Consider the following 26,401-nt stretch of genomic DNA (forward strand, 5'->3'; position numbering starts at 1 on the left):
TCAGCCGACGAGCGGGGCGACGAGGCAGAACACGTGGCCGTCGGGATCGTGCAGCACCGACTGGCGCTCGCCCCACGGCTGATCGGCAGGGGAATCCACGACCGAGGCGCCCGCGAGCAGTGCGGCCTCGGTCACCTGGTCGACGTCGTCGACACGGAAGCTCGGGGCGACACCGAAGTCACCCGGAGTCGGGGTGCGCTCGTGCAGCAGCACCTCGACGCCGTCGTCGGTCGCCAGCATGACGAGGCCGGGCACGGCGTACCGGCGGGCCAGGCCGAGGGCACCCTCGTAGACGGGAAGCGCTCGGTCCAGCGCCTCCACCGAGATGGTCACACGTGAGATCGCGGTCATGCCGCCAGAGTAGAACGGTCACGCACGCACGCGCCACGCCCCGCCCAGCGCGATCGGGATGAGCACGAGCGAGCGCAGGTCCACGAGCACGTGCAGCACGATCGGCGCGGCGATCGAGCCGGTCAGCACGTAGAGGGCCGCGAAGACGAGCCCCAGGAGCGTGGCGAACAGGATGCCGAGCGGGCCCTGGTAGATGTGCAGCATCCCGAACAGCACCGCCGCGATCCCGAACGCGAGCGGTCCGCTGCCGACGATCCCGAACAGCAGAGCGGGCAGGGCGAGACGGAACAGCAGCTCCTCGAACACCCCGGCCGAGACGCCGAGGCCGACGCCGTACTTCAGCTCGGCACGGCTGCGCGGAAGCAGGGCCCGGATGTCGCCCACGGCCGGGATCTCGTCGAGGTCTCCGCGCAGCAGGAACGCCGGGGCGACGAGCAGCGTGGCGACGACCAGAACGCCGCCGATCCACACCACGGCGCCGGCCGGAGTGTCGAGGAATCCGCGCAGCGCGCGCGGAAGGTAGGGCCAGGCCGCGAGCAGCACGGCCCCGGTGAGGCCGGCCAGCACCAGCGCCGACTCCAGCAGCCAGCGCGCGTAGACCCGCTGCCGTGCGTGCGTCGAGGTGAGGCGCTTGAACCGGCGGTATTGCCCGCGCTCGCGGGTGACCGCCCGCCAGCCGAGCAGGCCCAGCACGACGAACAGGAGGGCGAGCAGGGCGGGTTGCACGCTGCCATTCTGTCCGGTCGAACTGCCGGGCCCGGGAATGTTGTGACGCGCAACGGTCTTAGAGTCCAGTGTGACGAATGAGATCAGTGCGGTCGGTCTGAGGTCGGAGCGCGGCCCGGTCCTGCTCGCGATCATGGTCAGCACGGCGCTCATCGCGATCGATGCGACGATTCTCGCGACCGCGGTGCATCCGCTCGTTCAGGATCTCGGTGGCTTCGCGGCGTTCCCATGGCTGTTCTCGATCTACCTGCTCGCGCAGGCGGTGTCGGTGCCGATCTACTCGAAGCTGGCCGACACGATCGGCCGCAAGCCGATCATCCTGATCGGGATCGGCCTGTTCCTGCTCGGCTCGGTGCTGAGCGGGTTCGCCTGGAGCATGCCGGTGCTGATCGCCTTCCGCGCGCTGCAGGGCATCGGCGCGGGAGCGGTTCAGCCGATGTCGATCACGATCATCGGCGACATCTACACGGTCGCCGAGCGGGCCCGGGTGCAGGGCTACGTCGCCTCGATGTGGGCGATCTCGTCGGTCGTCGGACCCACCCTCGGCGGCCTGTTCTCGCAGTTCGCCTCGTGGCGATGGATCTTCTTCGTGAACGTGCCGCTGTGCGTGCTCGCCTTCGTGCTGCTGCTGCGCGGATTCCACGAGAAGGTCGAGAAGACGCAGCGTCGCATCGACGTGCCGGGCGCGGCGCTGCTCGCGGCATCCACCGCCCTGATCATCCTGGGCATCCTCGAGGGCGGCGTGGCCTGGCCGTGGGATTCGCCCATCAGCATCGCGGTCTTCGTCGTCGGCGCGGCTCTGCTCGTGGCCTTCCTGCTCGTGGAGAGGCGAGCGCGCGAACCGGTGCTGCCGCTCTGGGTGTTCCGTCGGCGGTTGCTGCTCACGACCTCGCTCTCGGCGTTCGCGGTGGGCGCGGCCCTCGTCGGGCTGACCTCGTACATCCCGACCTACCTCCAGGTGTCGCTCGGGGTGACGCCGCTCGTGGCGGGGTTGGCGCTCGCCGCACTCACGATCGGGTGGCCGATCTCGGCGACCTTCGCGGGCCGGATCTACCTGAGGATCGGCTTCCGGCTGACCGCGATCCTCGGCGCGGCGATCGTCGTGGTGGGTGCCGTGCTGCTCGCCGCCGTCGGGCTCACTCCCTCGATCGTGCTGGTCGCCGTGTTCTGCTTCGTGATCGGTGCCGGTTTCGGCTGGGCGAACGTCTCGACCCTCATCGCGGCGCAGGCGAGCGTGGAATGGAACGAGCGCGGTGTGGTCACGGGCGCGAACATGTTCGCCAGATCGATCGGCAGCGCGGTGGGTGCCGCGGTCCTCGGAGCCATCGCCAACGGCGTGATCGCGGCGAACGGGGGCAACGAGAGCGACCCGGCGAGCGTGACGCTCGCCTCGACCGCGGTGTTCGTCGGGGTCGTCGCGGTCGGCATCATGTTGCTGGTGTCGGTCGTGGCCATGCCGCGCACGCCGGTCTCGCGGGCCCCGCTCGTCGCACCGGGCGCGGTCGAGGAGCAGCCGACGACGACCGGCCCGATCGGCACCGCGGGACACTGATCCCGCGACCGGTGGGTCCAAGATGGGCGCATGAGCGCCTTCATCGCCCCGCCGCGGCGCATTCCCTTCCTGCTCCGTATCGGCCTCTGGATCTCTCGCCGCGTCACCGGCGATGACCTGCTGCCGCCGCGGCTGCTGACCTGGTATCCGCGGGCCGCCATCGGGATCGGGGTGGTCGAGTCCCTGGTCGCCCACGACGAAGGACGGGTCGATGCGCGCATGCTCCAGTTCGTGCGGATGGCGGTGTCGTTCGCGGTGGAGTGCCCGTTCTGCATGGGCTTCAACTCGCGCGATTGGCAGAAGCGGATGACCGAGCAGGAGCTGCCCGGCGTGCAGGGGCTGACGCCGCTCGAGCAGATCCCGAGCTTCTCCCCGCGGGAACGACTCGCGATCGAGTACGCGCGCAGGGTGTCCGAGACGCCACTGCGCTTCACGCCCGAGTTCGGCGCCCGGCTCACCGAGCTGTTCACGGAGCGCGAGATCGTCATCCTCGCGACGACCGCGGCTCAGGTCAATCTCTGGGCGCGCACCATCCAGGCCCTCGGCTGCCCGCCGCAGGGCTGAGCGCGGGTGCGAGGATGGCGGCATGACCGCGCCGCATCCTGAACTCGATCAGCTGATCGCCACGCTCGAGCGGCTGCGCGCTCCGGGTGGCTGCGTCTGGGACCGCGAGCAGACCCACGCCTCGCTCGTGCAATACCTCGTGGAGGAGACCTTCGAACTGGTGGAGGCGATCGAGGTCGGATCGCGCGAGGAGCTCATCGAGGAGCTCGGCGACGTGCTTTACCAGGTCATCTTCCACGCCGACATCGCGGCGGAGGCCGGCGAGTTCACCCTCGAGGACGTCGCCGCCCACATGCGCGCCAAGATGGTCGCGCGGCATCCGCACGTCTTCGGCGACGTGACCGTCGAGACCTCGGATGACGTGGTCGCCACCTGGGAGGCCGTCAAGAGCGTCGAGAAGGCGCACCGCACGAGCGTGCTCGAGGGGGTTCCGCAGGGGATGCCCTCACTCGCGCTCGCCGACAAGCTGCTCGGCCGCGCGGCGAAGGTGGGGGTCGAGCGCGGGCCGGCCGTCATTCCGGCGAGCGAGCAGCAGCTGGGCGCAGAACTGCTGGCGATCGTCGCGGGCGCCCGCGCCACCGGGCTCGACGCCGAGCGGGCGCTGCGGGAGGCGCTGCGGACGCTGCAGGACGAGGTGCGCGCGGCGGAGGGCGCCCCGCGAGCGGGTTCCGCGGAGGGCGTGCGTCGTGGCTCCGACGGCGCGCCAGACTAGTCGCATGGCGAACCAGGTCACCCCCCCGCGCGGCATGCGCGACTTCCTCCCCGCCGAGAAGGCGCGTCGCGAACGGCTGCTCGCCGTCATCCGCGCCAGCTACCGGGCGCACGGCTTCGACGAGATCGAGACTCCGGTCATGGAAGACAGCGATCGCCTGCACGCCGGCCTCGGCGGCGACAACGAGAAGCTCGCCTTCGGGGTGCTCAAGCGCGGCCTCGGATTCGACGACCTGCAGGCCGCGAGCGAACCGCTCGACCTCGTCGACCTGGGCCTGCGCTTCGACCTGACGGTGCCGCTCGCCCGGTTCTACGCGAGTCACCGGGCCGAGCTGCCGACCGTGTTCCGGGCGATCCAGATGGCTCCGGTCTGGCGCGCGGAGCGGCCGCAGAAGGGCCGGTACCGGCAGTTCGTGCAATGCGACATCGACATCATCGGCGAGCCGGGCATCCGGGCCGAGGCCGAGCTGCTGCTCGCCACGCTCGCCACGGTCGATGCGCTGGGACTGCGCGACAGCGTCATCCGGATCAACGACCGGCGTCTGCTGATCGGCATGCTCGACGCCTTCGGCTTCGCACAGGACGAACAGGATGCCGTGCTCATCACGATCGACAAGCTCGACAAGATCGGTCAGGAGGGGGTGGTCGCCGAGCTCCGCGAACGCGGCGTCACCCCGACCGCGGTGGACGCGCTCGAGCAGTTCTTCGGCCGCCCGATGACGATGGAGTACCTGCCGTTCGGCGAGCGGGCGATCCGCCGCGCGCTGCCGCAGGGGGCGGACGAGTCGGTCATCGCCGAGCTCGCGGCCCTGGGCGACGCGGTGCGTTCGGCGCGGCCGTCGCCGAGCACACCGGAGGGCATCGAGGCGCAGTCGGCCCTGCTCGAGTTCGACCCGTTCCTGGTGCGCGGCATGGGGTACTACACGGGTCCGATCTTCGAGCTCGCGCATCCGAGCGTTCCCTACTCGCTGGGCGGGGGCGGTCGCTACGACGGCATGATCGGCCGCTTCCTCGGCACCGACGTGCCGGCGACCGGCTTCTCGCTCGGCTTCGAGCGTCTGGTCGACCTGCTCGAACTGGAGGCCGACGACGCCTCGCCGGCGACCGCACTGCTGTACGACGCGGATGTGCCCCTCGCGACCCTGCTGACGCTGAAGACCGAGCTCCTGGCGGCGGGGGGACGGGTGCGCCTCGTCGCGCGCCCCAAGAACACGAAGTCGCTGCTGGAGGCCCTCGAGGCGGAGGGATTCCGTCGCTTCGCCTTCGTCGACGCGGGCGTCGCGGGTGCCGCGGGGCTGGAGCTTCGCACCCTCGGGGCCTGATCGGTGGCGCGCTAGGATTCCCGAGGACCCCACCACCTTCCGAAGGAGAATCCATGTCTGCCATCGAGGCCGTCGGCGCTCGCGAAATCCTGGACTCGCGGGGCAACCCCACGGTCGAGGTCGAGGTGCTGCTCGACGACGGAACCGTCTCGCGTGCCGCGGTGCCGTCGGGCGCGTCCACGGGAGCCTTCGAGGCCTACGAGCTGCGCGACGGCGACAAGGGCCGCTACCTCGGCAAGGGAGTGCTCAAGGCCGTCGACAGCGTGCTCGACGTGCTCGGTCCCGCCATCGAGGGCTTCGAGGCCAGCGACCAGCGCCTGATCGACGCGGAGCTCATCGCGGCCGACGGCACCGACAACAAGTCGAAGCTGGGCGCCAACGCGATCCTCGGCGTCTCGCTCGCCGTCGCCAAGGCCGCCGCCGACTCGGCCGACCTTCCGCTGTTCCGCTACCTCGGCGGCCCGAACGCCCACACCCTGCCGGTGCCGATGATGAACATCATCAATGGTGGGGCGCATGCCGACAACGGCATCGACGTGCAGGAGTTCATGATCCTGCCGATCGGCGCCGAGAGCTTCTCCGAGGCGCTGCGCTGGGGTGCCGAGACCTACCACGCGCTCAAGGCGAACCTGCACCAGAAGGGCTTCTCGACCGCGCTCGGCGACGAGGGCGGGTTCGCCCCCGACCTGAAGTCGGCCCGCGAGGCGCTCGACTTCATCGTCGAGTCCATCGGACTGGCGGGATTCACGGTCGGCACCGACATCGCCCTCGGCATGGATGTCGCGTCGACCGAGTTCTTCTCCGACGGCAAGTACCACTACGAGGGTGCTGATTACGACGCGGCCGGGCTGACCGCCTACTTCGAGGGCCTCGTGAACGACTACCCGCTGGTCTCGATCGAAGACCCGCTCGCCGAGGACGACTGGGAGGGGTACCAGGCGCTCACCGCCGCGCTCGGCTCCAAGATCCAGATCGTCGGCGACGACCTCTTCGTCACCAACCCGACCCGCCTGCAGAGGGGCCTCGACCTCGGGGTCGCCAACTCGATCCTGGTGAAGGTCAACCAGATCGGCACGCTCACCGAGACCCTGGATGCCGTGGCCAAGGCCCAACGCCACGGCTACACCGCGATCCTGTCGCACCGCTCCGGCGAGACCGAGGACACCACGATCGCCGACCTCGCGGTCGCGGTGGACGGCGGCCAGATCAAGACGGGCGCCCCGGCGCGTTCCGAGCGCGTCGCGAAGTACAACCAGCTGCTGCGCATCGAGGAGGAGCTCGGCGACGCCGCGGTCTACGCGGGCGCGAGCGCCTTCCCCCGCCACAAGTAGCCGCGGCCACCCCTCGAGCGCCGTCGTTTCTCGCGAGGGCCGCCCGCATTCCGCGGGCGCCCGCGAGAAACGGCGGCGCTCACCGCGTCGCGGGGTGGGTGCGGGGCGCGCGGTTAGTCCGCGTCGAGGGCGCGCACGATCGCGGCGCCCAGTTCGGGCGCGGCCGGGTAGCTGAAGGCGAAGGCGAGCCGGGTGACGAGCCCGGCGAAGCGCTCGCGCAGCTGCGCGGCGACCTCGGACGGGCTGCCGACCGCGGCGAATGCGGCGAGCATGTCGTCGTCGATCAACTCGGCCATGGCATCCCATTCGCCGCGGCGCGAGCCCGCGTTGAGCTTCTCGTGCACTCCACCCCAGCCGTGCAACTCGAGCACCGGCGCGTAGGCGGGCGTCGAGCCGTAGAAGGCGATCTGCTTGCGGGTGGCGAGGATCGCGGCATCCAGCGCGGCCTGATCGGTCCCGGTGGCGACGAAGGCCGGAACGCTGACCTCGACGGCGCTCGGCTCGCGACCGGAGGCCTCGATGCCGCGCCGCAGTGCGGGCAGGCTCACTTCGGAGAGGTAGCGCGGAGTCGTGAAGCTGTGACTCAGCCAGCCGTCGGCCACCTCGCCGGCGACCTCGGTCATCCGCTGTCCGACGCCCGCGACGGCGATGCGCGGCGCCCCGTGCGGGTTCGGCTGCGGCGCGAACATCGGCGTCATCAGGGTGTGCTGGTAGAACTCGCCGCGGTAGTCGAGCTTCTCGCCCGTCTGCCAGGAGTGCTGGATCGCCCGGATCGCGAGCACGAAGTCGCGCATCCGCTCGGCCGGATGCGACCAGGGCATCGAGAAGCGGCGCTCGATGTGCGGCTTGATCTGGGACCCGAGACCCAGCGTGAACCGCCCGCCGGAGAGAAGCTGCAGGTCGTTCGCGGTCTCGGCCACGACCATCGGGTTGCGCGCGAAGGCGACCGCGATCGAGGTGCCGAGCTGGATCGTCGATGTGCTGCGCGCGGCGACCGCGATCGAGATGAACGGATCGTGCTGCAGCTCGGTCGCGCCGATCCCGTCGTAGCCGTCGGCCTCGGCCCGCAGCGCGGTCGCCTCGAACTCGATCGGGCCCGCGTGCACGTCGCCCGCCGTCTCGAGGGCGAAGGGGCGGGTGCGTTCTGCGGATGTCACGAAGGTCCTCCTCGACGTCGTCCTCCCAGGCTACGGCTTCACGCCGCCGCGACGGGCGCGTCTTCGTGCGCCCCGCGTCACCTCGCCTAGCCTGGATGCATGGCTCCCCGGCAAACGCGGCAGACGCGGCAGAAGCGTGAGAAGACGGTGCGCGTGCCCGTCGCCATGCCCGAGGAGAGCCGGCCTGCCGCCTGGCTGCGCAACTTCCGGCTGTCGGGCTTCGCACTCTCGCTGCTGCTTCTCGTCGTCGCCGGGCTGGTCGTGCTCGCGCCCAACCTCAAGACCCTCGTCGAGCAACGTCAGCAGATCGCCGAACTGCAGGCCCAGCTCGACGACGCGAAGAACTCGGTCGACCAGCTCAAGGGCGAGGTCGATCGCTGGAAGGACCCCGCCTACATCGAGTCGCAGGCGCGCAACCGGCTCTACTACGTGTTCCCGGGCGACATCAGCTACCTCGTGATCGGCGAGTCCAGCGGCCAGGCGACCGGGGACGCCCAGCCGATCAGCGACAAGATCCAGACCACGAAGGTCGACTGGATGCGGTCGTTGCTGTCGTCGGTCTACACGGCGGGGCTGACGCAGCAGACCCCCAGCCAGCTCGACAGCCCCACGCAGTCGACGACCGCCCCGCCGACGTCCGGCTCCGGCGGATGACCCGCCCGCCCTTCGAGCCGCCGAGCGACGCCGACATCGCCGTGGTGAGTTCGCAGCTCGGTCGCCCGGCCCGCGGCGTCGTCGGGATCGCGGCGCGCTGCATCTGCGGCAACCCGACCGTCGTCGCCACCCGCCCGCGACTGGATGACGGCACCCCTTTCCCGACGCTGTACTACCTGAGCCATCCAGCGGCGACCTCGGCCGTGTCGACCCTCGAGGCGACCGGCGTGATGGCCGAACTCGCGGCGCTGCTCGACGGCGACGACGGCGACGAGCTGCGCGCGGCGTACCGGCGGGCGCACGAGAGCTACCTCGCCGACCGCGACAGCATCGAGGTCGTCGACGAGATCGCCGGATTCTCGGCGGGCGGCATGCCCGAGCGCGTCAAGTGCCTGCACGCCCTCGTCGCCCACTCGCTGGCGGCCGGCCCGGGGGTGAACCCGATCGGCGACCTCGCACTGCAGCGCGCCGCCTGGACGCCGGAGCGCTGCGAGTGCGCGCGGCCGGGCCCCGGAGCCCCGGTGTGACCCGTCGGGTGCGACTCGCTCGGGCTGCGCTGGCGACGCTTCTCCTGGTCGGCGCACTGACGCCCGCGCTGTCGGCCGGGCCGACCGGGTCGGCGGCAGCGGCACCCCGCGCGGGGGTCCCCGCGCCGCACGGTGCGAGCAGCGACTCGATCCGGTCGAGGGAGTACTGGCTGGATGCAGACGGCATCCGCAGCGCCTGGACGACAACGCGGGGCGCCGGCGTCACGATCGCGGTCATCGACACCGGGATCGACGGCACCGTCGCCGAACTGCGCGGCGCCGTCACGGGCGGCACCGACTTCTCCGGACTCGGCGCAGCCAACGGGCAGACCCCGGTCGGTGAGGACAACGGGCACGCCACGATGGTCGCCTCGCTCGCCGCGGGCCGCGGCACGGGGTCGAACTCGGGCGTCATCGGCGTGGCCCCCGAGGCGTCGCTGCTGTCGATCTCGGTCGGATTCGGGGCGGGAGCCCGCGACTCCGACGCCCAGATCGCCGAGGCCGTGACCTGGGCCGTCGACCACGGCGCGAAGGTCATCAACATGTCGTTGACCCGCAACACGCTGGACTGGCCGACGAGCTGGGACACGGCCTTCCTCTACGCCGAGGACCACGATGTCGTGGTCGTCGCCGCGGCCGGCAACCGCGGCAGCGGCACCGACGAGGTGGGGGCGCCCGCGACGATGCCGGGGGTGCTCGCGGTCGCCGGGGTGACGCAGAGCGGGGTGGCGAGCGGGCAGGCCTCGGCGCAGGGCATCACGCTCGGCGTCGCCGCGCCCAGCGAGAACCTCGTGGGCGTGATCCCGGGAGGCGGCTACGTGCTGTGGGACGGCACGAGTGGGGCGGCACCGATCGTCGCCGGCGTCGTCGCGCTAGTGCGCGCCGCGCATCCGGAGCTCAAGGCACCCGACGTGATCAACCGCATCCTGGCGACCGCCCACGACAAGGGCCCGGCCGGCCCCGACGCCCTCTACGGCCATGGGATCGTGGATGCCGCGGCCGCGGTGCGCGACGACGTGCCGCATGTCGCGGCGAACCCCCTGGGCGACCTGCACGAGTGGGTGCGGGTGAACCGGCGAGCGACCCCGGCCCCCGCGCCGGAGGGCAGCATCACGGTGCCCGCCCCCGTCGACTCGACGCCCGTGATCGCGCAGCCGAGCGATCCGGTCGGAGTGCTGCTGCCGAGCATCCCCCTGCTGCAGTTGGTGGGCGTGCCCGTGCTGATCGTCCTGCTGCTGTTGTTCGCCCTCGGCGGGCTGGTGGTGGGAGCGGTCGTCCAGTTCAGGAGCCTTCGCCGCACCGGGTAGATTAGGGGTGCCACTTTCCAGCGAGGAGACCCCCACACGTGCGCAAGATCCTGATCGTCGGCGGCGGTTATGCCGGTTTCTATACGGCGAAAAAGCTGGAGAAGTGGCTGCGGCGCGGCGAGGCACAGGTCACGATGGTCGACCCGCTGCCCTACATGACCTATCAGCCGTTCCTGCCCGAGGTCGCGGCCGGCACGATCGAGCCGCGGCACGCCGTCGTGGCGCACCGCCGTCACCTCAAGAAGACGACGGTCATCACGGCTGCGGTGTCGAAGGTCGACCACGCGGCCAAGACCGCCGAGATCACGCCGGCCGTCGGCGAGCCCTGGACGGTCGACTACGACGTGCTCGTCATGACGGCAGGAGCCGTGTCGCGCACCTTCCCGATTCCCGGTGTCGCCGACGAGGCGATCGGTCTCAAGAACATCGAAGAGGCCATGGCCATCCGCGACCGGATGACCGACAACTTCGCCAAGGCATCCAACCTTCCCCCCGGCCCCGAGCGCGACCGTCTGCTCACGACCGTCGTGGTCGGTGGCGGCTTCGCGGGCATCGAGGTGTTCGCCGAGTTGCGCAGCTTCGCGAGCGCGCTCGTGGGTAGCTACCACCAGCTCGAGATGGATGACACGCACTTCCACCTGATCGAGGCGATGGGGCGCATCATGCCCGAGGTGTCGCTCAAGTCGAGCCTCTGGGTCATCAAGGATCTCGCCCAGAAGGGTGCCGAGATCCACCTCAACACGCAGCTCGCGAGCGCGGTCGGCGGCAAGATCGAGCTCTCGAGCGGAGAGAGCTTCGAATCCGACCTCATCGTGTGGACGGCCGGCGTCATGGCGAACCCGGTCGTGCGCAGCACCGACCTCCCGCTGGAGGAGCGCGGTCGTCTGCGAGTGCAGGCCGATCTGCGGGTCATCAACGATGACGGCGTCGTCGTGGATGCCTGGGGCGCCGGCGATGTCACGGCCACCCCGGACCTGACCGGGGCCGGAGTCGGCGGCTTCACCGTGCCGAACGCTCAGCACGCGGTTCGTCAGGGCAAGCTCTTGGCGCGCAACCTGGTGGCCGACCTGCGGGGCGAGACGCCGCGCGAGTACATCCACAAGAACCTGGGCGCGGTCGCCGGTCTCGGCCTCTACGACGGCGTGTACCAGAACGGCCGGCTCGCCGTGCGCGGGCTGCCGGCGTGGTTCATGCACCGCGGCTACCACGGTCTGGCGATCCCGTTCTGGGACCGCAAGGTGCGCGTCTTCGGCAACTGGATCTTCAGCTTCTTCCTGCGCCGCGACCTGGTCGGCATCCCGGATCGGGATGTGCCTCGTGCGGCGTTCGAGCGCTGGGCGTCGCGCCCCAAGGCCTAGTGCCCATGGTTTAGCAGCCCAGGGTGTCGCAGCCCAGGGTCTGGCGCCGCCGCTCCCGTCGGAGCATGATCGCAGGATGAGTTCGAGCGATCCGGCGTTCTCCGGCTCCATTCCGGAGTTGTACGAGCGGCTCATGGTGCCCATGCTGTTCGAGCCGTACGCCCGCGACCTGGCGCGGCGGGCGCGCGAGGTGGCGCCGGCTTCCGTGCTCGAGCTCGCGGCGGGCACCGGGGTCGTCACCCGACAGCTTGCCGAGGTGCTTTCGCCGGATGCCGCGATCGTCGCGACCGATCTCAGCCAGGCGATGCTCGACGAGGCGGCGTCGCGAGAGATCGCGCGTCCGGTGGAGTGGGTCGCGGCGGACGCGATGAGCCTGCCATTCGCCGATGCGAGCTTCGATCTCGTCGTCTGCCAGTTCGGCGTGATGTTCTTCCCCGACAAACCCACGGCGTTCGCCGAGGCTCGGCGTGTGCTGCGCCCGGGCGGCTCGCTGCTGTTCAACGTCTGGGATGAGGTCGCCGCCAACGACTTCGTCGCCGTGGTCCAGGCGGCGCTCGCCGAGTTCTTCCCCGAAGACCCGCCGTCGTTCATGGCCGAGTTGCCGCACGGCTACCATTCCGCGGACCGGATCCGGCGCGACCTCGAGCTCGGCGGTTTCACGCGCCCGGTCGCGATTGAAACCCGGCCCGACGAGAGCCGAGCCTCGAGCGCCGAGGCGGCCGCCATCGCCTACTGCCAGGCCAATCCGAACCGGCTCCAGATCGAGCGTCGCGGTTCCCTCGATGCGGCGACCCGGCACGTGACGGCGGCATTGACGGCGCGGTTCGGCAGCGGTCCCATCAAGGGCCGGATGCAGGCGCTGGTGGTGAGCACCACGCGGTGACGCGCGGGCCGGCATCCTCCCTTCGTGACGACTCGGGCCGCTGGGAGCCGTAATCTCGATGCGCAGGCTCCCGTAGCCCAATCGGCAGAGGCAGGCGACTTAAAATCGCCGCAGTCTGGGTTCGAATCCCAGCGGGAGCACGTCAGAAGCGCTAGTTCAGACGACGTTCTGAGGTTGCGCTTCGATCGGATCCGGTGCAATGGACATGGGCTCGTTCTCATCGTCTTGCGACGACAGCGCGGCTGATGGCAGATCGCCTCGGACCTCGAGGTCGACTTCGACCTCGTCCGGCTGACGCAGGCGAGGAGGGGCAGCCGACCAATCCTTCAGGCGCTGGCCGATGTCTTCGTAACTTGCCAGTACGGCATCCATCACGGAGTCGATAAAGCCACCGCGACCAGCGGCGCGGTTGGTTCCGAGCTTCCCGAGGTAGGCGATGGTGAAGGACTTCAGCTCCCTGCTCGGGTCGCCGATCAAGACGCTCGGGTTCTCACGCACGGTGCGCAACAACTCGGCGTTGCCGCCCCGCTGTCGCGCAGCGAATGCTTCGACACGGAGGCTTCCAGGCGATTCCTTCAACTGACGGAGCATCCAGTTGATTCGAGTGAGGGACTTTCCCTCCCCCGGTGCGTCGAGCCTGAAGGATCCGGTCACCTGGCCGGCACGAAGATCCGCTGTCAGTATCAGCGGGGAGACGGTGTTGGGGATGCGGATCTCACCTCGAAGGAGGCCCTCGGTAACGAGCATCTGCGTGAGGGTGGCCGCTCTCGCCGATGGGTTTGCGAGTTCGGCTCGCGAGAGGATTTGAGTGACCTCTGCGCCGAGTCGAAGGCCCAACTTCAAGGACGCGTAGCGAATGAGAGCGTCGAATCGTCGCGCGACCTGTGGTACCTCCTTGTCGGTCTTCCTCAAGGTGCCCGAAGCGACCGCATCGCGCACGGGGACCCAGCTCGCGCCCATGTCGGTGAACTCCAGAGCTCCGGACTTGGGGTGCTCGAGGTAGCGGATCAACTCGCCGAGGATCCACGCCTGATCAGGGTCCGCGACGCCGTGAAACTCGCGCTGCATGACGGCGATCGACAGAACTTCTGCCCAAGAAAGGTGATGGAGTGAGACCGTCTTCAACTTGCGCCTGTCGACGTCGGTCGGGTGCATGCCGGGCGCGGGCGCGATCTCGTTCGAGATCGTCAGCAGGGCATCGAACTTGTGCTCGCGCGCGACATCCAGGTAGTTCTCGAGTTGCTCTCTCTGCAGCTCGTTGGTGCCGGTCTTGACCTCGACGAGTGCGGTCCAGACCTTCTTGCCCCACTTCACACGGATCAGACCATCCGGAAACACCCTCTTGCCGTTCAAGTCGAACGGAACCTCGATGAACGTCTCCATCGCGCCTGCGGGAGCGCCGAACGGCGTCGTGATGGCGCGTCCGTACTCACGGACGGAGTTCATCACCGCGAGCAGTGCGGACGTTCCCCGGCGCTCCTGCTCGTCGGCCCCACTGATCCCCGACGTCGGGATCAGTCGAGCGGCGTTCCAGGCCTTCTCTTCCGCCATAGCCACTCCAGATCTTCAAGGGTTCCTCGGAGATTAGTGGTGTTCGGGAAGGAAACGGCGGATTGCCGACGACGAATCGGGGCGGCGCGGGTCTTGTGCCGCGCCGTCCCGCCACCGGTCACCCCCGTCGAACCCGCCGGCGCCACACCAGCGCCGCGCCGCCGGCGATGATCGCGAGCAGGGCGATGCCGAGGCCGACGCCGACGGTCTGCACGCCGGTCAGCGCCAGTCCGTGCGGGCTGAGGGGCACCGTGAGATCGGCACAGGCCGCGGCCGGGTCGGTCGAGCAGGGGTCGGTGACGATCGCAGGGGAGTAGCCGGCGGGGTCGGTCACCGTGGCCGAGTTCGTGATCCTGGTGGCGTTCTGCGTCGCATCGACGGTGGCCGTGACCGTGAGGTCGAGGTGCGTGTCGCGCGCGAGGGCCGGAACCGGCCACGTGACGGTGCGGCTTGCGGCGTCGTAGCTGCCGCCGTGGTCGGCGGACACGAAGGTCAGGCCCGACGGCAGGCGGTCCTGCGCCGTGGTCGCGTCACCGGTCGAGGTGCCGACGTTGCCGACGGTCACCGTGTACGTCACCGTGTCGCCGAAGCCCGCCGAGGGGGTGGCGACGGTCTTGCCGACGGAGAGGCGGTGATCGGATGCCGTGATGCCGACCTTGGGGGACTCGGCCGGCAGCAGCGCGGTTCCGCTCGTCGTCCGTGCGAAGGCGGCGACGCTGTTCCACGCGATCTGGTCTTTGGAGACCGTGGGCACGCTCTGCCGGAAGCCGATCGTGATCCCTGCGCCGGTCGCGTACGCGGCGGTCGAGGTGACGCGGACCGCGAGTACCTTGCTCAACCCCCCGAGGGACGCCGCGTCGGCCGTCCAGTCGTTGGTGCAGCCCGGGCCTTGAGCCGGGTACACCTCGGGCCGGCACGGATTCGCGGATGCCGAGTAGGAGATGGTCACTCCGGCCGGGGCCGCATCCATCGAGGCGAGGATCGGCTGGAACTGGCTGCCCCGGCTCTCGCCGGCCTGGGCCCCGCTCACTCCGGTGTCTCCCACGTGCGGGAAGATGTCGTACAGCGTGACACCCTGCAGGCTCGGAGCCCCGGTGTTTGTCCAGTTGATCGCGTATTGCGCCGTGCCTCCGTCGAGTTTGACGTGGGCGACGTTCGGGAACTCCTGCGGGCTCGAGTCATAGTCGCCCTGAACCGTCTTCGTCAGAGCGAACTGACCCGACGACGAGGTGGCCGTGCGGAAGGTGGCGTCGGCCGAGCAGTTGATCTGCTGTGTGGCCGGATCGTCGCGGCTGCCCTGCGGGTCGAGCGATTCGTACTGTCCGGCCGTGCATCGCGTCGACAGATCGGGGTCGTCGTAGAACACGCGTGCCGTGTTGCTGTAGACCCCGGGAGCGGACGGCTTGGTGACGGTCAGCTGCTTGATGGTCAGGGTGAAGGTGCCCGACTCTCGCGGGATCTCGGATGCGGGCAGCACGATCCTCAGCAGCTCCTGGCCGTTGCTGTAGTCGGGCGTCAGCTCGACCTGCAGCGCCGGCGTGCTCTTCGACGGGCTCGGCACCCCCGACCAGGTGAGCGTTCCGGTGACGGCGGAGGTCGCGGTCGCGAGGGTCGTGCCCGGCGGCAGCAGGTCGGAGATCACGAGATCGTGGGATGCCGCCCCGGGCACGATGAGGGTGGCCGCGAGGTCGAGACTGCTCGTGGTTCCTGTGACGCCGCCGATGTCGGCCATCTTCTTGGTGATTCCGATCTGCGACTCGTCGAGGATGTGCAGCTCGGCGCTGTGGCTTCCGGTCGCGGCGACCGCGCCGGTGGCCGGGATGAACCAGCTCGCGGCGGCGGTGTTGCTGAGGATGTCGCCACGGGTGGTGGAGGCATCCGCGTACCCCAGCACCTTCACCTGGGCCGAGCTGGTGTCCTGCTGCTGGGCGAGGCGCGGGATGTCGATCTCGGCCACCTTGCCCAGATCGGCGGTCGGGATCACCCAGCCGTTCGCGGTCTGGTTCACCATGTCGTGCAGGGCTCCGCTGGTGTCGCGGTACTGCGGCAGGTAGCCCGAGGTCGGTGCGGCACCCCCGAACGTCACGACGACGCCGAGCACGTGGAAGGCCGGGTCGGCGCAGACCGCGGGAGAGGTCAGCGAGCTGTAGCTGACCCCGCTGCGGTTGTCGAGACAGGGGACCGGGTCGACGATCGAGTACTCGAAGCCGTTGTTGTCGCTGCGCAATCCGATCGTGTAGCTCGCCGGAGCCGCGTCCAGCACCGAGGCGGGGCGCGTGCTGTTGTCGCCGCTCGGCAGCCAGCGGCCGGGATAGGTGCCCGACATGTCGGCCTGCGCCGACGCGCTGATGTTCAGCGGACCGCTCGCCGTCTTGCCGACGCTCGTGTTGCCCGGGAATGGATCGTCGGTCGGGCCGAGCACGACGATGTCGCGGGTCGCAGTCGAGGTCACCTTCTGGCCGCCGCCGACCGGATCGGCGCTGGCCGTCACCGAGTTCGTCAGCTTGGTCTTCGGGGCGATCTCACCCGGGCCGCTGCCGACCGGGCCGACCTGCACGGTGATCGTGCGCGTGCTCGGGGTGGCGGTTCCCGCGGTGCCTCCGCAGGGGGTCGGCACCTCGGACGCGTCGGAGTAGGTCCAGGTCACGGTCTGACCGTTGACGACGCCGTCGGCGGGCGACACCGAGACGACGATCAATCCGCTCGGCACGGTGTCGGTGACCACGAGGTCGGCCGCATCGACGGAACCGACCGGCGGGGTCGCCGGGCAGGTGGCGGTGATCGTGTAGTCGAACTGGTCGCCCTCGCGGTAGAAGGTCTGGGGCGCCGACTTCGAGACCGTGAGGGGGACGGTGGCGGTGGCGGTGCCGGTGGCCGCCGCCGGCGCCGTGGTCGCATTCATGTTCGGATCCGTGCTCGACACCGACGGGAGCAGAGACCAGGTCGTGCCGTTGGGGGTCGTCCGGTTCGGCGGGGTCAGCTTGAGGATGATGCTCTGCGATCCGCCGGCCGGGATGGAGTCGGCCAGGGTGACGACGATCTCGTGCGTCGTCGTGTCGACGTGCCACTCCTGGATGAACCCGGCCGGTCCGCCCGACACGTCGTAGGCCCAGGAATCCATGCCGATCGTGGCATCGAGCGGGATGTGGATGATGGCGGCGTTGCAGGTCGGCGAGTTCGTACCCGAGCACGCGAGGTTGACCTGGTAATCGAACTCGGATCCCGACTTCTGCGTCGTCACATTCGTGGCCTGGATGCTCACGGCCACGGCGACCGCCTGGGCGGCCGTGGCCGTGCCGAACACGAGCGCCCCGACGGCGATGGCGAACGCGGCGGTGGAGGCGAGGATGCGGCGGGAGGTCGTGCGCGCACGTGCGCGTCGCGATCGGGTAGACACGAGGGAGAACTCCAAGGGTGGCTCGAGTGGTGGGCGGGCGAGGTGCCCACCGACAAGAGATCCGGCTCGTCGTCATTCATGACGCGACTTCGTGAAAAAAAGTCCTCGACCGGGGGCCGTGGGACTTTCGGCCCCGATCGCGCCGCGACGGCGGGAGAAGCATGGAGTGATGGTGAGGCAGGAGGGCGGCAGGAACCGCCACGAACCCGTGTATTCGCTCGCCGTCGTAGTCGGCCGGGTGCTGTTCGGCGGGCTGCTGCGGCTCAAGCCCGTGGTGTCGGGGATCGAGCACATCCCCCGTTCCGGTGGGGCGGTGCTCGCGATCACGCACTTCGGCTACCTCGACTTCGCGCTCACCGAATGGGTGACCTGGACGCATACCCGGCGCCGCATCCGGTTCCTCGCCACGAAGAGCGCATTCGACACCCCGGTTGTCGGATGGCTGCTGCGGGCGATGCGGCACATCTCGGTGGACATGAAGGCGGGGCGTGACGCCTATACCAACGCCGTCGACGGGCTTCGCTCGGGCGAACTGCTCGGGGTGTTCCCGGAGGCCGGCGTGAGCGCGTCGTTCACGGTCCGCGAGCTCAAGACGGGCGCCGTGCGCATGGCGGCCGAGGCCGGGGTTCCGATCATCCCGATCGCCGTCTGGGGCGGGCAGCTGCTCAGGACCAAGAACCGCCCGACCCGTCTCAGGGAGGCCTTCCACGCGCCGATCCTGGTCGGCATCGGAGAGGCGATCGAAGTCCGCGCCGACGAAGACCCGACGGCGGCGACCGAATGCCTGCGCGCGAGCATGAAGTCGTTGCTGGATTCGGCGCAGGCCTCATACCCGCGCTCCGGCCACGGGCACTGGTGGCAGCCCGCGCACCTGGGAGGCACCGCTCCAACCCCCGAGGAGGCCGCGATCACCGAGGCGGAGCGGCAGCGCCGCAAGGCGGCCGCGCATGTCTAGCCTCGGACCGGAGTACCCCGCACCCTACGGTCTGCGACCCTGGTTGACCGCCTACGCCGAGGGCGTGCCTCAGGCCGTCGAGCCGCCGCAGGAGTCGTTGGTCGGCCTGATCGAGCGCTCGGTCGAGCGCTATCGATCGCGAGTCGCCCTGCAGTTCTTCGGGCGCACCACGAGCTACGGCCGGCTCGGCACCCTGATCGAACGCGCCGCCGAGGGGCTGCGTCGGCAGGGGGTCGCTTCCGGCGACCGCGTCGCGCTCGTGCTGCCGAACAGCCCGCAGCACGTCATCGCGTTCTACGCCGTGCTGCGCCTCGGCGCCATCGTCGTCGAGCACAACCCGCTGTACACGCCGGCCGAGATCGAGCACCAGTTCGCCGATCACGGTGCGCGCCTCGCGATCGTCTGGAACAAGGTCGCGGCGACGGTCGCGGCTCTGCCCGAGGGAGTGCGCCCCGCGAGCATCGTGACGGTCGACCTCGCGCGCGAGCTGCCCATGCGCTCGCGGATCGCGCTTCGCCTGCCTCTCGCGACAGCCCGCTCGGCGCGGGCCGAGCTGACGACGCGGGATTCGCCCGCCGGAGCCCTTCCGTGGCACCGCCTGGTGCGCGGCCCGCGGCTCGCCCGCGACTTCCCGCGGCCCACCATCGAGGCGACCGCCGCGCTGCAGTACACGAGCGGCACGACCGGCGCTCCCAAGGGGGCGATCCTGACCCACGGAAACCTCGTGGTCAACGCGTCGCAGGGCAGGGCCTGGGTTCCCGGTCTGCGTCCCGGGGAGGAGACCTTCTACGGGGTGCTGCCTCTGTTCCACGCCTACGGCATGACCCTCTGCCTGACATTCGCCATGAGCATGGGCGCCCGGCTGGTGCTGTTCCCCCGCTTCGACGAAGAGCTCGTGCTGGATGCGATGAGGCGCACGCCCGCCACGTTCCTGCCGGCCGTCCCCCCGATCTACGACCGCCTGGTGGTCGCGGCGACCCGTCGCGGGGTCAGCCTGGGCAGCATCCGGTTCGCCCTGTCGGGCGCCATGGCGCTGCCGATCGCCACCGTGAAGGTCTGGGAGGAGGTCACCGGGGGATTCCTGGTCGAGGGCTACGGCATGACCGAGACCTCGCCGGTCGCGCTCGGCAACCCGATCGGCCCGAGCCGCCGCCCCGGAACCGTGGGGGTGCCGTTTCCGAGCACCGACATCCGGGTCGTCGATCCCGACGACCCGACCCAGGATCGCCCGGTCGGCGAGGCGGGCGAGCTGCTGATCCGCGGTCCGCAGGTCTTCGCCGGATACTGGGGCCGCCCCGACGAGACGGCCGCCACCCTGCTTCCCGGCGGCTGGCTGCGTTCGGGCGACATCGTCACCATGTCGCCGGACGGCTACGTCACCGTGCACGACCGCATCAAGGAGCTGATCGTGACCGGAGGCTTCAAGGTGGCGCCCTCGGAGGTCGAGGAGCACCTGCTCGAACATCCGGATGTCGTCGCGGCGGCCGTCGTCGGCATCCCCTCGGCCGCGGGCGAGGACGTGGTCGCCGCCGTTGCCCTGCGTGACGGAGCCGTGTTGGACGTGGACGGCATGCGGGACTTCTGCCGCACCCGTCTGACGCCCTACAAGGTGCCCCGGCGGATCGTCCGCATCGACGAGCTGCCGCGCTCCCTCATCGGCAAGGTCATCCGGCGCCAGGTGCGCGACATCATCGTGGCCCAGGGCGAGCCGGCCCGCGGCTGAACCGGCTGCCACGTCCGGTCGGCGATGGCTGATCGACCTTCTCCGCGAACACCGCTCACGCCGGGCCGTCGCCGGGGTGGCTCAGTGCTGGTGGGGACTGCGCGCGAGCGTCGCCTCGGCGAGTTCGATGCCCCGGGCCTGGATCGACTCGACGTTCATCTCCTCGAGGATGGCGGGGTCGAGCTTCGGCGGGGTGCCTCCGTCGAACTTGTAATGCAGATCGCAGTGCGGGTGGATCCAGACCGAACTGCGACCGTGCCCGACCTCGGCGGAATCGGTCCAGGAGAGCAGGAAGCCCTCGCCGCGACGCAGCTTGGCCGTCGCCACCGCCTTCAGGTGGGCGAGCACGCGATCGTCGATCCGGATCGGCGTGCGCCCGGAGCCATAGAACAGCGTTCCCACTGGAATCTCCCGCTCAGGTGCGGCCACCCACGTGGACCGGTCTGCGGCAACCCTAGCGCAGCGCCCATCGGCCTCAGCAGGACCGCATCGCGAGCTCGAGATACGCCGCTGCGGTGCCCCCGCCGTAGTGAGGCGGCGGTGCGATCCGGGCGAGTCGGATGCCCGACGATCTCAGTTGCTCGAGCAGGTCCCGATCGATGCTCGAGGAGCCGACGAGGATCGACGCTCCCGGGCGGAGCCGGCTCGCCGCCGCGCGGATGAGGGTGGTCCACGGCGCGACCGGGGCACGGGACACGCGCTCGACCACGACCAGGGCATCCAATCCGCCTAGAAGCTCCGCGGAGCGGTCGATGAGCCGCTCGCAGACGCCTCGGTCGATGGTGTCGCCGGGAACCAGGGCCACCAGCGTCCCCGCCGCCCGGGCCAAGGCTCCCGTGACTTCGGCCGCGTCGGGCTGATCGGCCGGATACGAGATGGCGACGTCGGCTCCTTCGCGGACGAGCGCGAGAATGACCTCGCGAGAGGCGATCGAGTCGCCCGCCGTCACCAGGAGACGGCACCCCCGCAGTCTCGGGACCCGCGCGCCCGCGCTGACCGCTGCGTCCCTCTCCATGGGCCTCCTGCCGCGATCACGCGGAGAGCCAGCGCTCCCACTCCGGAGGCAGTCGCAGGGCGGGATCATCGCTCGACAGCTCGTCGGTGCGCTGAGCGTAGATCGAGACCAGCGGCCAGCGCTGACCCTTCTCGTCGTGATAATCGAGCTGCGACTGCAGTTCGACGCCGGCCGCCAGATGCCGTGCGATTCGCTTCAAGTAGCGCGCGAGGTACTCCTCGTCGGCCGGGAAGGTCGTGCCGTCGGGCGACTCGGTGGGAATGGTGTCGCCGCGCGACCCGAGGAACCGGGCGCCGCCGCTCGCCTCGGACATCCGATCCCGCACCTCGATCAGTCGAGTGGCGGCAACGGCCCAGGCCCGCACGTCGGCGGCCTCGATCGTGCTCCATGGCGGCACGGCGATCGCCGAGTCCGACAGCACGGCAAGAGCCGAGCTGGCCGAGTCGGTCGGGTCCGCCGACTCGGCGGCGATCTTCAGCCTGAGCTGCTGCGCGATTCCGGCGGCCAGGTGCTCGATCCGTGACGCGAGCACCGTCACCTCGCCCAACTGCTTGAGCATGACGTCGTTGAGGTGACCGGAGCCGGGACGCTGCGAGGGGATCATGGTCCCCATCATCCGGGGTCTCGAACCGGCGCTGGTAGGCCATTGACGCCGATGGCCGGCGGGCCATAAGCTCCGCCGGCCATCCGTTCCCTGTCTCAGACGCTTCGGCGACCCGAGATGAACCGGGCGAGCCAGACGATCACGGCGATCACGAGGAGCACCAGTCCCACCCAGAGCAGGAAGTTCAGTGCGGGCACGAAGCCGCCGGTCAGCAGCAGGGCGATCGCGATGATCGCGATGATGATCAGAAGGATGTTCATGGTGTCCTCGTTTCTTCGATGTGACCCTTCATCCGACACCCGGAGGTCCGACCAGACCATTTCTGTCAGGCAACGTTCAGATTGCGGAAGTGCTGCGCGTCAGTGGATGAGCACCTTCAGGGCGTCGTGCTGCGCCGCGTTGCCGAAGGTGTCGTAGGCGTCCAGGATCTGGTCGAACCCGAACTCGTGGGTGACGAACTTCTCGACCGGAAGCTGGTGCGCGGCGACCAGTTTCAGCAGCATCCCGAGGGTGTTGGTGTTCACCAGCCCCATCGCGATGTCGATGTTCGAGATCCAGAGCTTGTTGAGGGCGAGCTCCACGGGTTTGCCGTGAACGCCGATGTTGGCGACGTGGCCGCCGGGCCGCACGATCTCGGTGGCCATCGTGAAGGTCTGCGGAATGCCGACCGCCTCGATCGCGACATCGACCCCGAGCCCGTCCGTGTGCGCGAGCACCTGATCCTTCCAGTCCGCATCGCCCGAGTTGACGGTGGCCGACGCGCCGAAATCCTGGGCGCGGGCCAGCCGTGCGGCATCCAGGTCGATGGCGATGATCTTCGACGGCCCGTACAGGCGGGCGGTCATGACCGCCGAGAGCCCCACCGGCCCTGAGCCGATGACCGCGACGACATCGCCCGGCGTGACCTGGCCGTACTGCACGCCGATCTCGAAACCGGTCGGCAGGATGTCGGAGAGCAGGATGCCCTCCGCGTCGGTGACGCCCTCGGGCACCTTGTAGACCGAGTTCTCAGCGAAGGGGACCCGCACGTATTCGGCCTGCGTTCCGTCGATCATGTAGCCGAAGATCCAGCCGATGCCGGCGATGCCCTCCGGGTCGAGGCAGTGGCTGTAGAGACCCTGCCGGCAGTTGGAACAGCGGCCGCACGAGCTCACGCAGGCCAGGATCACGCGATCGCCGACGGCCAGCTGGGTGACGCCGCTGCCGACCTCGGTGATCACGCCGATTCCCTCGTGACCCAGGATGCGGCCGGGCGTCACCTCGGGAACGTCGCCCTTCAGGATGTGCAGGTCGGTGCCGCAGATCGTCGTGGCGACCATCTTGACGATGACGTCGGTCGGATGCTGGATGACCGGATCCGGCACCTCCGTCCAGCTCTTCTGACCGGGGCCCTGGTAGACGAGTGCCTTCATGATGATCCCTCCCGTTGTCGGTGATCGCGTCCCTTCAGCAAACGCACGCCGCCGCAGCATGCCTAGAGGCCAAAGTCCCGCCTTCGAGGGGCTTGCGACTGAGACGCTTGTCTGGGACGCTTGACCAACTTTTGACGGAAGGCCACACTCACCGTGTCCCGCATCCCCGCGACGGAGCGCCGCGCCGCATTGGCGCGGGCGGCGCTGGCGGTCATCTCGCGCGACGGGGTCACGGCGGCCACCACCCGGGCGATCGTCGCCGAAGCGGGGATGCCGCTGGCGAGCTTCCACTACGCCTACTCCTCGCGCGACGAGCTGCTCAGCGACGTCATCGAACTCGTGGTGGCCGACCAGGGCAGCGCAACCTTCGCCTCCCTCCTGCTCGACACCTCCGATCTGCGGTCGGCGGTGCGGGCGACGTTCCGGGCCTACCTCGACGTGGTCCGCGCCGATCCGGCCCGCGAGCAGGCCATGTTCGAGCTGACCCAGCACGCCCTGCGCACCCCCTCGCTTGCCGCCCTTCCGCGGCGGCAGTACGAGAGCTATCGCGGGCTCATCGGCCAACTGCTCGCCGCGGGAGCCGCCGGACACAACGCCCAGTGGGACATCCCCGTCGACGAACTCGCCGCGTTCGTCCTCGTGATCACCGACGGCATCACCCTGTCGTGGCTCGCCGACCGCGACGACGCCGCCGCCGAACGCCTGCTCGAGCTCGCGACCGAAGCCGTCATGGCACACACCCTGAATGGAGCACACGCATGACCGCTGCACCGCCCGCCGCTCCCGCCCCGCGGATCTCCGCGTTCGCCGAGCCCACGCGCCGGGTGCCCGCCGCCTGGATCGCGACCTTCGCGACCGCGTGGTTGGGGATCTGGATGGCGCAGCTGACGCCGATCCAGCTGCTGCTGCCCCTGCAGGTGCAGGCTCAGCTGCCCGAGCTGAAACCGGACGACTGGGTGAAGAGCGTCGTGGCGTTCGGTGTCATCTCGGGCATCGCCGGCCTGTGCGCCCTCATCGCCTACCCTCTTGCCGGCGCGCTCTCCGACCGCACCGTCTCCCGATTCGGGCGCCGGCGGCCGTGGATCCTCCTGGGGGCCCTGATCTTCGCCGTCGGCCTGCTGCTGCTGGGCCTGCAGAGCTCGCTGATCGGGGTCGGGATCTTCTGGTGCGTCGCCCTCATCGGCTTCTGCGTGCTCAGCGCCGCGCTGACCGCGACGATCTCGGACCAGGTCCCGGTGGGCCAGCGCGGGCTCGTCTCGGGTTGGATCTCGGCACCTCAGGCGATCGGCACCATCCTCGGGCTGCTGTTGGTGACCTCGCTGGGCCTCAGCCAGTTCCTCGGCTACGCCGCGGTGGCCGGTCTCGTCGTGCTGCTCGTGCTGCCGTTCCTGATCCTGGTGCCCGACGCCGTGCTGCCGGTCGAATCGCGTCAGCCGTTCACCATGTCGCACCTGATCGCCGGGTTCTGGGTCAGCCCCCTGAAGTACCCGGACTTCGGCTGGACGCTGTTGGGCCGCATCCTGGTCAACCTCGGCAACGCGCTCGGGACGACCCTGCTGCTCTACTTCATCGAGTTCGGCCTGCACCGTGAGAAGACCGCCCAGGACGATCTGATCACCCTCACGCTCGTGTACATGGTCTTCGTGATCCTCGCCTCGATCGTGCTCGGCTGGGTGTCGGATCAGCTCGGGCGCCGCAAGGTCTTCGTGATCGTCTCGGCGATCCTGCAGGCGATCGCCGCCACCCTGCTGGCGTTCGTGCCCGACATCGGGGTCACCTATCTCGCGGCAGGGCTGCTGGGCCTCGGTTACGGCTGCTTCCTCTCGGTCGACCAGGCGCTCGCGACGCAGGTGCTGCCCGACCCGCACAACCGCGGCAAGGACCTCGGCATCATGAACATCGCCAACGCCGTGCCGCAGGCGGTCGCGCCCCTGCTCGGCGCCTGGGTGGTCGCCGCCCTGCTCGGGTTCACGGGGCTCTTCGCGCTCTCGGCGATCGTCGCCGTGCTGGGTGCGATCGCGATCGTGCCGGTGAAGGGCGTGCGGTGATGCGACTGGATCGCCCGGGGTCGACCCCGTGGCTCGACCCGTCGCACTGGTGGCCGATGCTGGACGCGGCCACGGCCGAGCTGGATCCCCCGATCGGCGTGATCTCGCTGGACGCCCTCGCCTGGAACGCGCACTCGCTGCTCGACCGGGCGGCCGGGACGCCGATTCGGGTGGCCAGCAAGTCGGTGCGGGTGCGGGCCGTGCTCGATGCGGTGCTCGCGCTGCCCGGGTACCGCGGCATCCTCGCCTACACGCTCGCCGAGGCCCTCTGGCTCGCGGAGACGCATGACGATGTCGTCGTGGGCTACCCGAGCGCCGATCGGGCGTCGCTTGCCCGGCTCGCCGCCGACGAAGGGCTCGCCCAGCGGGTCACGATCATGGTCGACGACATCGCTCAGCTCGACCTCGTGGATGCCGTGGTCGCGCCGGCCGCGCGCGCCCCGATCCGGGTCTGCCTCGAGCTCGATTCCGCGTACCGCTCCGCCCTGCTCGGCTACGTGGGGGTGCGCCGCTCCCCGGTCCGCGAGCCGGCGGCGGCGCGCGCGCTCGCGGAGGCCGTCGTCGCGCGGCCCGGCTTCCGGCTCGTCGGCATGATGGGCTACGAGGCTCAGATCGCCGGACTCACCAACCGCGGCGCGGGTCGCGGCACGATCATCCGCGCGATGCAGCGCGCCTCGGCGAGCGAGCTGGCCGAGCGCCGCGGGGCGGCGGTCGCCGCGGTGCGCGAGGTCGCCGAGCTCGAGTTCGTGAACGGCGGAGGCACTGGCTCGATCGAGTCGACGCACGCCGATGCCTCGGTCACCGAGATCGCGGCCGGGTCCGGCCTGTTCGGCCCGCGCCTCTTCGACGGCTACGTGCACTTCCGTCCCGCACCCGCGGCGTCCTTCGCGCTCAGCGTGGTGCGGCGCCCGACCGCCGAGATCGCGACCCTGCTCGGCGGCGGTTGGATCGCCTCCGGCCCGCCCGGCCCCGACCGTCTGCCCGAGCTGGTCTGGCCGCAGGGCTTGCGGATGCTGCCTCGCGAGGGCGCCGGCGAGGTGCAGACCCCGGTCACCGGCCTCGCCGCGCGCGAACTCGCGATCGGCGACCGGGTGTGGCTGCGTCACACCAAGGCCGGCGAGCTCAGCGAGCACGTCAACGAGTTCGCGGTCGTGCACGACGGCGCCGTCGTCGAGACGGTGCCGAGTTATCGAGGTGAAGGAAGGGTGTTCCTGTGAGCGAGACGGTGCGACCCACCTCGCCCGAGTCCACGG

General features: G+C 70.0%; 25 protein-coding genes and 1 tRNA gene. 16 read left to right on the forward strand and 10 right to left on the reverse strand.

Annotated features, from left to right (window positions below):
- Positions 1–351, reverse strand: coding sequence for a VOC family protein (locus ACFPJ4_RS01520; protein ID WP_386738522.1), 351 nt, complete (start codon positions 349–351; stop codon positions 1–3).
- A gap of 18 nt (positions 352–369) precedes the next feature.
- Positions 370–1,077 (reverse strand): CPBP family intramembrane glutamic endopeptidase, encoded by a 708-nt coding sequence (locus ACFPJ4_RS01525; RefSeq protein ID WP_386738523.1) that lies wholly within the window; start codon positions 1,075–1,077, stop codon positions 370–372.
- A 133-nt stretch (positions 1,078–1,210) separates the two neighbouring features.
- On the opposite strand from ACFPJ4_RS01525, the gene ACFPJ4_RS01530 reads away from it, so the two are divergent.
- Genes ACFPJ4_RS01530 through eno form a run of 5 tightly spaced genes read left to right on the forward strand, consistent with a single transcriptional unit; the run spans position 1,211 to position 6,557 of the window.
- Positions 1,211–2,629, forward strand: a complete 1,419-nt coding sequence (locus tag ACFPJ4_RS01530; RefSeq protein WP_386739752.1) for an MFS transporter — start codon at positions 1,211–1,213, stop codon at positions 2,627–2,629.
- 30 nt (positions 2,630–2,659) lie between these two features.
- The gene (locus ACFPJ4_RS01535; protein WP_386738524.1) at positions 2,660–3,193 is read left to right on the forward strand and encodes a carboxymuconolactone decarboxylase family protein; all 534 of its coding nucleotides are present in this window, start codon (positions 2,660–2,662) and stop codon (positions 3,191–3,193) included.
- A gap of 22 nt (positions 3,194–3,215) precedes the next feature.
- Positions 3,216–3,905, forward strand: coding sequence for a MazG family protein (locus tag ACFPJ4_RS01540; RefSeq protein WP_386738525.1), 690 nt, complete (start codon positions 3,216–3,218; stop codon positions 3,903–3,905).
- A gap of 4 nt (positions 3,906–3,909) precedes the next feature.
- A complete protein-coding gene (locus tag ACFPJ4_RS01545; RefSeq protein ID WP_386738526.1) occupies positions 3,910–5,226 on the forward strand; it encodes a histidine--tRNA ligase in 1,317 nt (438 codons plus the stop codon).
- A gap of 53 nt (positions 5,227–5,279) precedes the next feature.
- Positions 5,280–6,557, forward strand: a complete 1,278-nt coding sequence (gene eno, locus ACFPJ4_RS01550) for a phosphopyruvate hydratase (RefSeq protein WP_386738527.1) — start codon at positions 5,280–5,282, stop codon at positions 6,555–6,557.
- 113 nt (positions 6,558–6,670) lie between these two features.
- Here eno and ACFPJ4_RS01555 read toward each other — a convergent pair whose 3' ends face one another.
- Positions 6,671–7,714, reverse strand: a complete 1,044-nt coding sequence (locus tag ACFPJ4_RS01555; protein WP_386738528.1) for a TIGR03617 family F420-dependent LLM class oxidoreductase — start codon at positions 7,712–7,714, stop codon at positions 6,671–6,673.
- 99 nt (positions 7,715–7,813) lie between these two features.
- Here ACFPJ4_RS01555 and ACFPJ4_RS01560 point away from each other — a divergent pair, with 99 nt between their 5' ends.
- The 6 genes from ACFPJ4_RS01560 to ACFPJ4_RS01585 all read left to right on the forward strand — a co-directional run bounded on the left by ACFPJ4_RS01560 (position 7,814) and on the right by ACFPJ4_RS01585 (position 12,583).
- Positions 7,814–8,368 carry an FtsB family cell division protein gene (locus ACFPJ4_RS01560; protein WP_386738529.1) on the forward strand — a complete coding sequence of 185 codons (555 nt, stop codon included), beginning with the start codon at positions 7,814–7,816 and terminating at the stop codon, positions 8,366–8,368.
- Positions 8,365–8,895, forward strand: coding sequence for a DUF501 domain-containing protein (locus ACFPJ4_RS01565; RefSeq protein WP_386738530.1), 531 nt, complete (start codon positions 8,365–8,367; stop codon positions 8,893–8,895). Before ACFPJ4_RS01560 ends, ACFPJ4_RS01565 begins: the two co-directional genes overlap by 4 nt.
- Positions 8,892–10,202, forward strand: a complete 1,311-nt coding sequence (locus ACFPJ4_RS01570) for a S8 family peptidase (protein WP_386738531.1) — start codon at positions 8,892–8,894, stop codon at positions 10,200–10,202. The genes ACFPJ4_RS01565 and ACFPJ4_RS01570 overlap by 4 nt, the downstream gene beginning before the upstream one ends.
- Before the next feature lie 38 nt (positions 10,203–10,240).
- On the forward strand, positions 10,241–11,560 hold the full coding sequence (locus ACFPJ4_RS01575) for an NAD(P)/FAD-dependent oxidoreductase (protein WP_386738532.1): 1,320 nt from the start codon (positions 10,241–10,243) through the stop codon (positions 11,558–11,560).
- 76 nt (positions 11,561–11,636) lie between these two features.
- On the forward strand, positions 11,637–12,443 hold the full coding sequence (locus tag ACFPJ4_RS01580) for a class I SAM-dependent methyltransferase (RefSeq protein ID WP_386738533.1): 807 nt from the start codon (positions 11,637–11,639) through the stop codon (positions 12,441–12,443).
- Positions 12,444–12,509: 66 nt separating this feature from the next.
- A tRNA-Leu gene (locus ACFPJ4_RS01585) sits at positions 12,510–12,583 on the forward strand.
- A gap of 16 nt (positions 12,584–12,599) precedes the next feature.
- On the opposite strand, the gene ACFPJ4_RS01590 is transcribed toward ACFPJ4_RS01585, so the two are convergent.
- Both ACFPJ4_RS01590 and ACFPJ4_RS01595 read right to left on the reverse strand, forming a co-directional pair.
- Positions 12,600–13,994 (reverse strand): hypothetical protein, encoded by a 1,395-nt coding sequence (locus ACFPJ4_RS01590; RefSeq protein WP_386738534.1) that lies wholly within the window; start codon positions 13,992–13,994, stop codon positions 12,600–12,602.
- Between the two features lie 118 nt (positions 13,995–14,112).
- Positions 14,113–17,391: a hypothetical protein gene (locus ACFPJ4_RS01595; protein ID WP_386738535.1), complete on the reverse strand. Its 3,279-nt coding sequence runs from the start codon at positions 17,389–17,391 to the stop codon at positions 14,113–14,115.
- A 169-nt stretch (positions 17,392–17,560) separates the two neighbouring features.
- Here ACFPJ4_RS01595 and ACFPJ4_RS01600 point away from each other — a divergent pair, with 169 nt between their 5' ends.
- Positions 17,561–18,346, forward strand: a complete 786-nt coding sequence (locus tag ACFPJ4_RS01600; RefSeq protein ID WP_386738536.1) for a lysophospholipid acyltransferase family protein — start codon at positions 17,561–17,563, stop codon at positions 18,344–18,346.
- Positions 18,339–20,069 (forward strand): long-chain-fatty-acid--CoA ligase, encoded by a 1,731-nt coding sequence (locus tag ACFPJ4_RS01605; RefSeq protein WP_386738537.1) that lies wholly within the window; start codon positions 18,339–18,341, stop codon positions 20,067–20,069. Before ACFPJ4_RS01600 ends, ACFPJ4_RS01605 begins: the two co-directional genes overlap by 8 nt.
- Before the next feature lie 81 nt (positions 20,070–20,150).
- Here the strand turns inward: ACFPJ4_RS01605 and ACFPJ4_RS01610 are convergent, their stop codons facing one another.
- From ACFPJ4_RS01610 to ACFPJ4_RS01630, 5 genes are all read right to left on the reverse strand, one after another.
- On the reverse strand, positions 20,151–20,471 hold the full coding sequence (locus tag ACFPJ4_RS01610; protein WP_386738538.1) for a DUF7882 family protein: 321 nt from the start codon (positions 20,469–20,471) through the stop codon (positions 20,151–20,153).
- A 73-nt stretch (positions 20,472–20,544) separates the two neighbouring features.
- Positions 20,545–21,084, reverse strand: a complete 540-nt coding sequence (locus tag ACFPJ4_RS01615) for a hypothetical protein (protein ID WP_386738539.1) — start codon at positions 21,082–21,084, stop codon at positions 20,545–20,547.
- Between the two features lie 16 nt (positions 21,085–21,100).
- Positions 21,101–21,688, reverse strand: a complete 588-nt coding sequence (locus ACFPJ4_RS01620; RefSeq protein WP_386738540.1) for a hypothetical protein — start codon at positions 21,686–21,688, stop codon at positions 21,101–21,103.
- Between the two features lie 95 nt (positions 21,689–21,783).
- Positions 21,784–21,948: a hypothetical protein gene (locus ACFPJ4_RS01625; RefSeq protein ID WP_386738541.1), complete on the reverse strand. Its 165-nt coding sequence runs from the start codon at positions 21,946–21,948 to the stop codon at positions 21,784–21,786.
- A 99-nt stretch (positions 21,949–22,047) separates the two neighbouring features.
- Positions 22,048–23,100 carry a zinc-dependent alcohol dehydrogenase family protein gene (locus ACFPJ4_RS01630; RefSeq protein WP_386738542.1) on the reverse strand — a complete coding sequence of 351 codons (1,053 nt, stop codon included), beginning with the start codon at positions 23,098–23,100 and terminating at the stop codon, positions 22,048–22,050.
- A gap of 153 nt (positions 23,101–23,253) precedes the next feature.
- On the opposite strand from ACFPJ4_RS01630, the gene ACFPJ4_RS01635 reads away from it, so the two are divergent.
- The 3 genes from ACFPJ4_RS01635 to ACFPJ4_RS01645 are packed head-to-tail and all read left to right on the forward strand — an operon-like array spanning position 23,254 to position 26,365.
- Positions 23,254–23,862 (forward strand): TetR/AcrR family transcriptional regulator, encoded by a 609-nt coding sequence (locus ACFPJ4_RS01635; protein ID WP_386738543.1) that lies wholly within the window; start codon positions 23,254–23,256, stop codon positions 23,860–23,862.
- Positions 23,859–25,148: an MFS transporter gene (locus tag ACFPJ4_RS01640; RefSeq protein WP_386738544.1), complete on the forward strand. Its 1,290-nt coding sequence runs from the start codon at positions 23,859–23,861 to the stop codon at positions 25,146–25,148. The genes ACFPJ4_RS01635 and ACFPJ4_RS01640 overlap by 4 nt, the downstream gene beginning before the upstream one ends.
- Positions 25,148–26,365 carry an alanine racemase gene (locus ACFPJ4_RS01645; protein ID WP_386738545.1) on the forward strand — a complete coding sequence of 406 codons (1,218 nt, stop codon included), beginning with the start codon at positions 25,148–25,150 and terminating at the stop codon, positions 26,363–26,365. Before ACFPJ4_RS01640 ends, ACFPJ4_RS01645 begins: the two co-directional genes overlap by 1 nt.
- The last annotated feature ends 36 nt before the right edge of the window (positions 26,366–26,401 follow it).

The sequence above is a fragment of the Lysinimonas soli genome, assembly GCF_042655435.1.
GTDB lineage: Bacteria > Actinomycetota > Actinomycetes > Actinomycetales > Microbacteriaceae > Lysinimonas > Lysinimonas soli.

Excerpts from the sequence above, each read along its gene's own strand:
- ACFPJ4_RS01600 (WP_386738536.1), top strand. The coding sequence starts at position 17,561 with ATGGTGAGGCAGGAGGGCGGCAGGAACCGCCACGAACCCGTGTATTCG.
- ACFPJ4_RS01645 (WP_386738545.1), top strand. The coding sequence starts at position 25,148 with ATGCGACTGGATCGCCCGGGGTCGACCCCGTGGCTCGACCCGTCGCAC.
- ACFPJ4_RS01545 (WP_386738526.1), top strand. The coding sequence starts at position 3,910 with ATGGCGAACCAGGTCACCCCCCCGCGCGGCATGCGCGACTTCCTCCCC.
- ACFPJ4_RS01560 (WP_386738529.1), top strand. The coding sequence starts at position 7,814 with ATGGCTCCCCGGCAAACGCGGCAGACGCGGCAGAAGCGTGAGAAGACG.
- ACFPJ4_RS01530 (WP_386739752.1), top strand. The coding sequence starts at position 1,211 with ATGGTCAGCACGGCGCTCATCGCGATCGATGCGACGATTCTCGCGACC.
- ACFPJ4_RS01620 (WP_386738540.1), bottom strand. The coding sequence starts at position 21,688 with ATGATCCCCTCGCAGCGTCCCGGCTCCGGTCACCTCAACGACGTCATG.
- ACFPJ4_RS01630 (WP_386738542.1), bottom strand. The coding sequence starts at position 23,100 with ATGAAGGCACTCGTCTACCAGGGCCCCGGTCAGAAGAGCTGGACGGAG.
- ACFPJ4_RS01615 (WP_386738539.1), bottom strand. The coding sequence starts at position 21,084 with ATGGAGAGGGACGCAGCGGTCAGCGCGGGCGCGCGGGTCCCGAGACTG.
- ACFPJ4_RS01565 (WP_386738530.1), top strand. The coding sequence starts at position 8,365 with ATGACCCGCCCGCCCTTCGAGCCGCCGAGCGACGCCGACATCGCCGTG.
- ACFPJ4_RS01580 (WP_386738533.1), top strand. The coding sequence starts at position 11,637 with ATGAGTTCGAGCGATCCGGCGTTCTCCGGCTCCATTCCGGAGTTGTAC.
- eno (WP_386738527.1), top strand. The coding sequence starts at position 5,280 with ATGTCTGCCATCGAGGCCGTCGGCGCTCGCGAAATCCTGGACTCGCGG.
- ACFPJ4_RS01540 (WP_386738525.1), top strand. The coding sequence starts at position 3,216 with ATGACCGCGCCGCATCCTGAACTCGATCAGCTGATCGCCACGCTCGAG.
- ACFPJ4_RS01625 (WP_386738541.1), bottom strand. The coding sequence starts at position 21,948 with ATGAACATCCTTCTGATCATCATCGCGATCATCGCGATCGCCCTGCTG.
- ACFPJ4_RS01605 (WP_386738537.1), top strand. The coding sequence starts at position 18,339 with ATGTCTAGCCTCGGACCGGAGTACCCCGCACCCTACGGTCTGCGACCC.
- ACFPJ4_RS01535 (WP_386738524.1), top strand. The coding sequence starts at position 2,660 with ATGAGCGCCTTCATCGCCCCGCCGCGGCGCATTCCCTTCCTGCTCCGT.
- ACFPJ4_RS01640 (WP_386738544.1), top strand. The coding sequence starts at position 23,859 with ATGACCGCTGCACCGCCCGCCGCTCCCGCCCCGCGGATCTCCGCGTTC.
- ACFPJ4_RS01590 (WP_386738534.1), bottom strand. The coding sequence starts at position 13,994 with ATGGCGGAAGAGAAGGCCTGGAACGCCGCTCGACTGATCCCGACGTCG.
- ACFPJ4_RS01520 (WP_386738522.1), bottom strand. The coding sequence starts at position 351 with ATGACCGCGATCTCACGTGTGACCATCTCGGTGGAGGCGCTGGACCGA.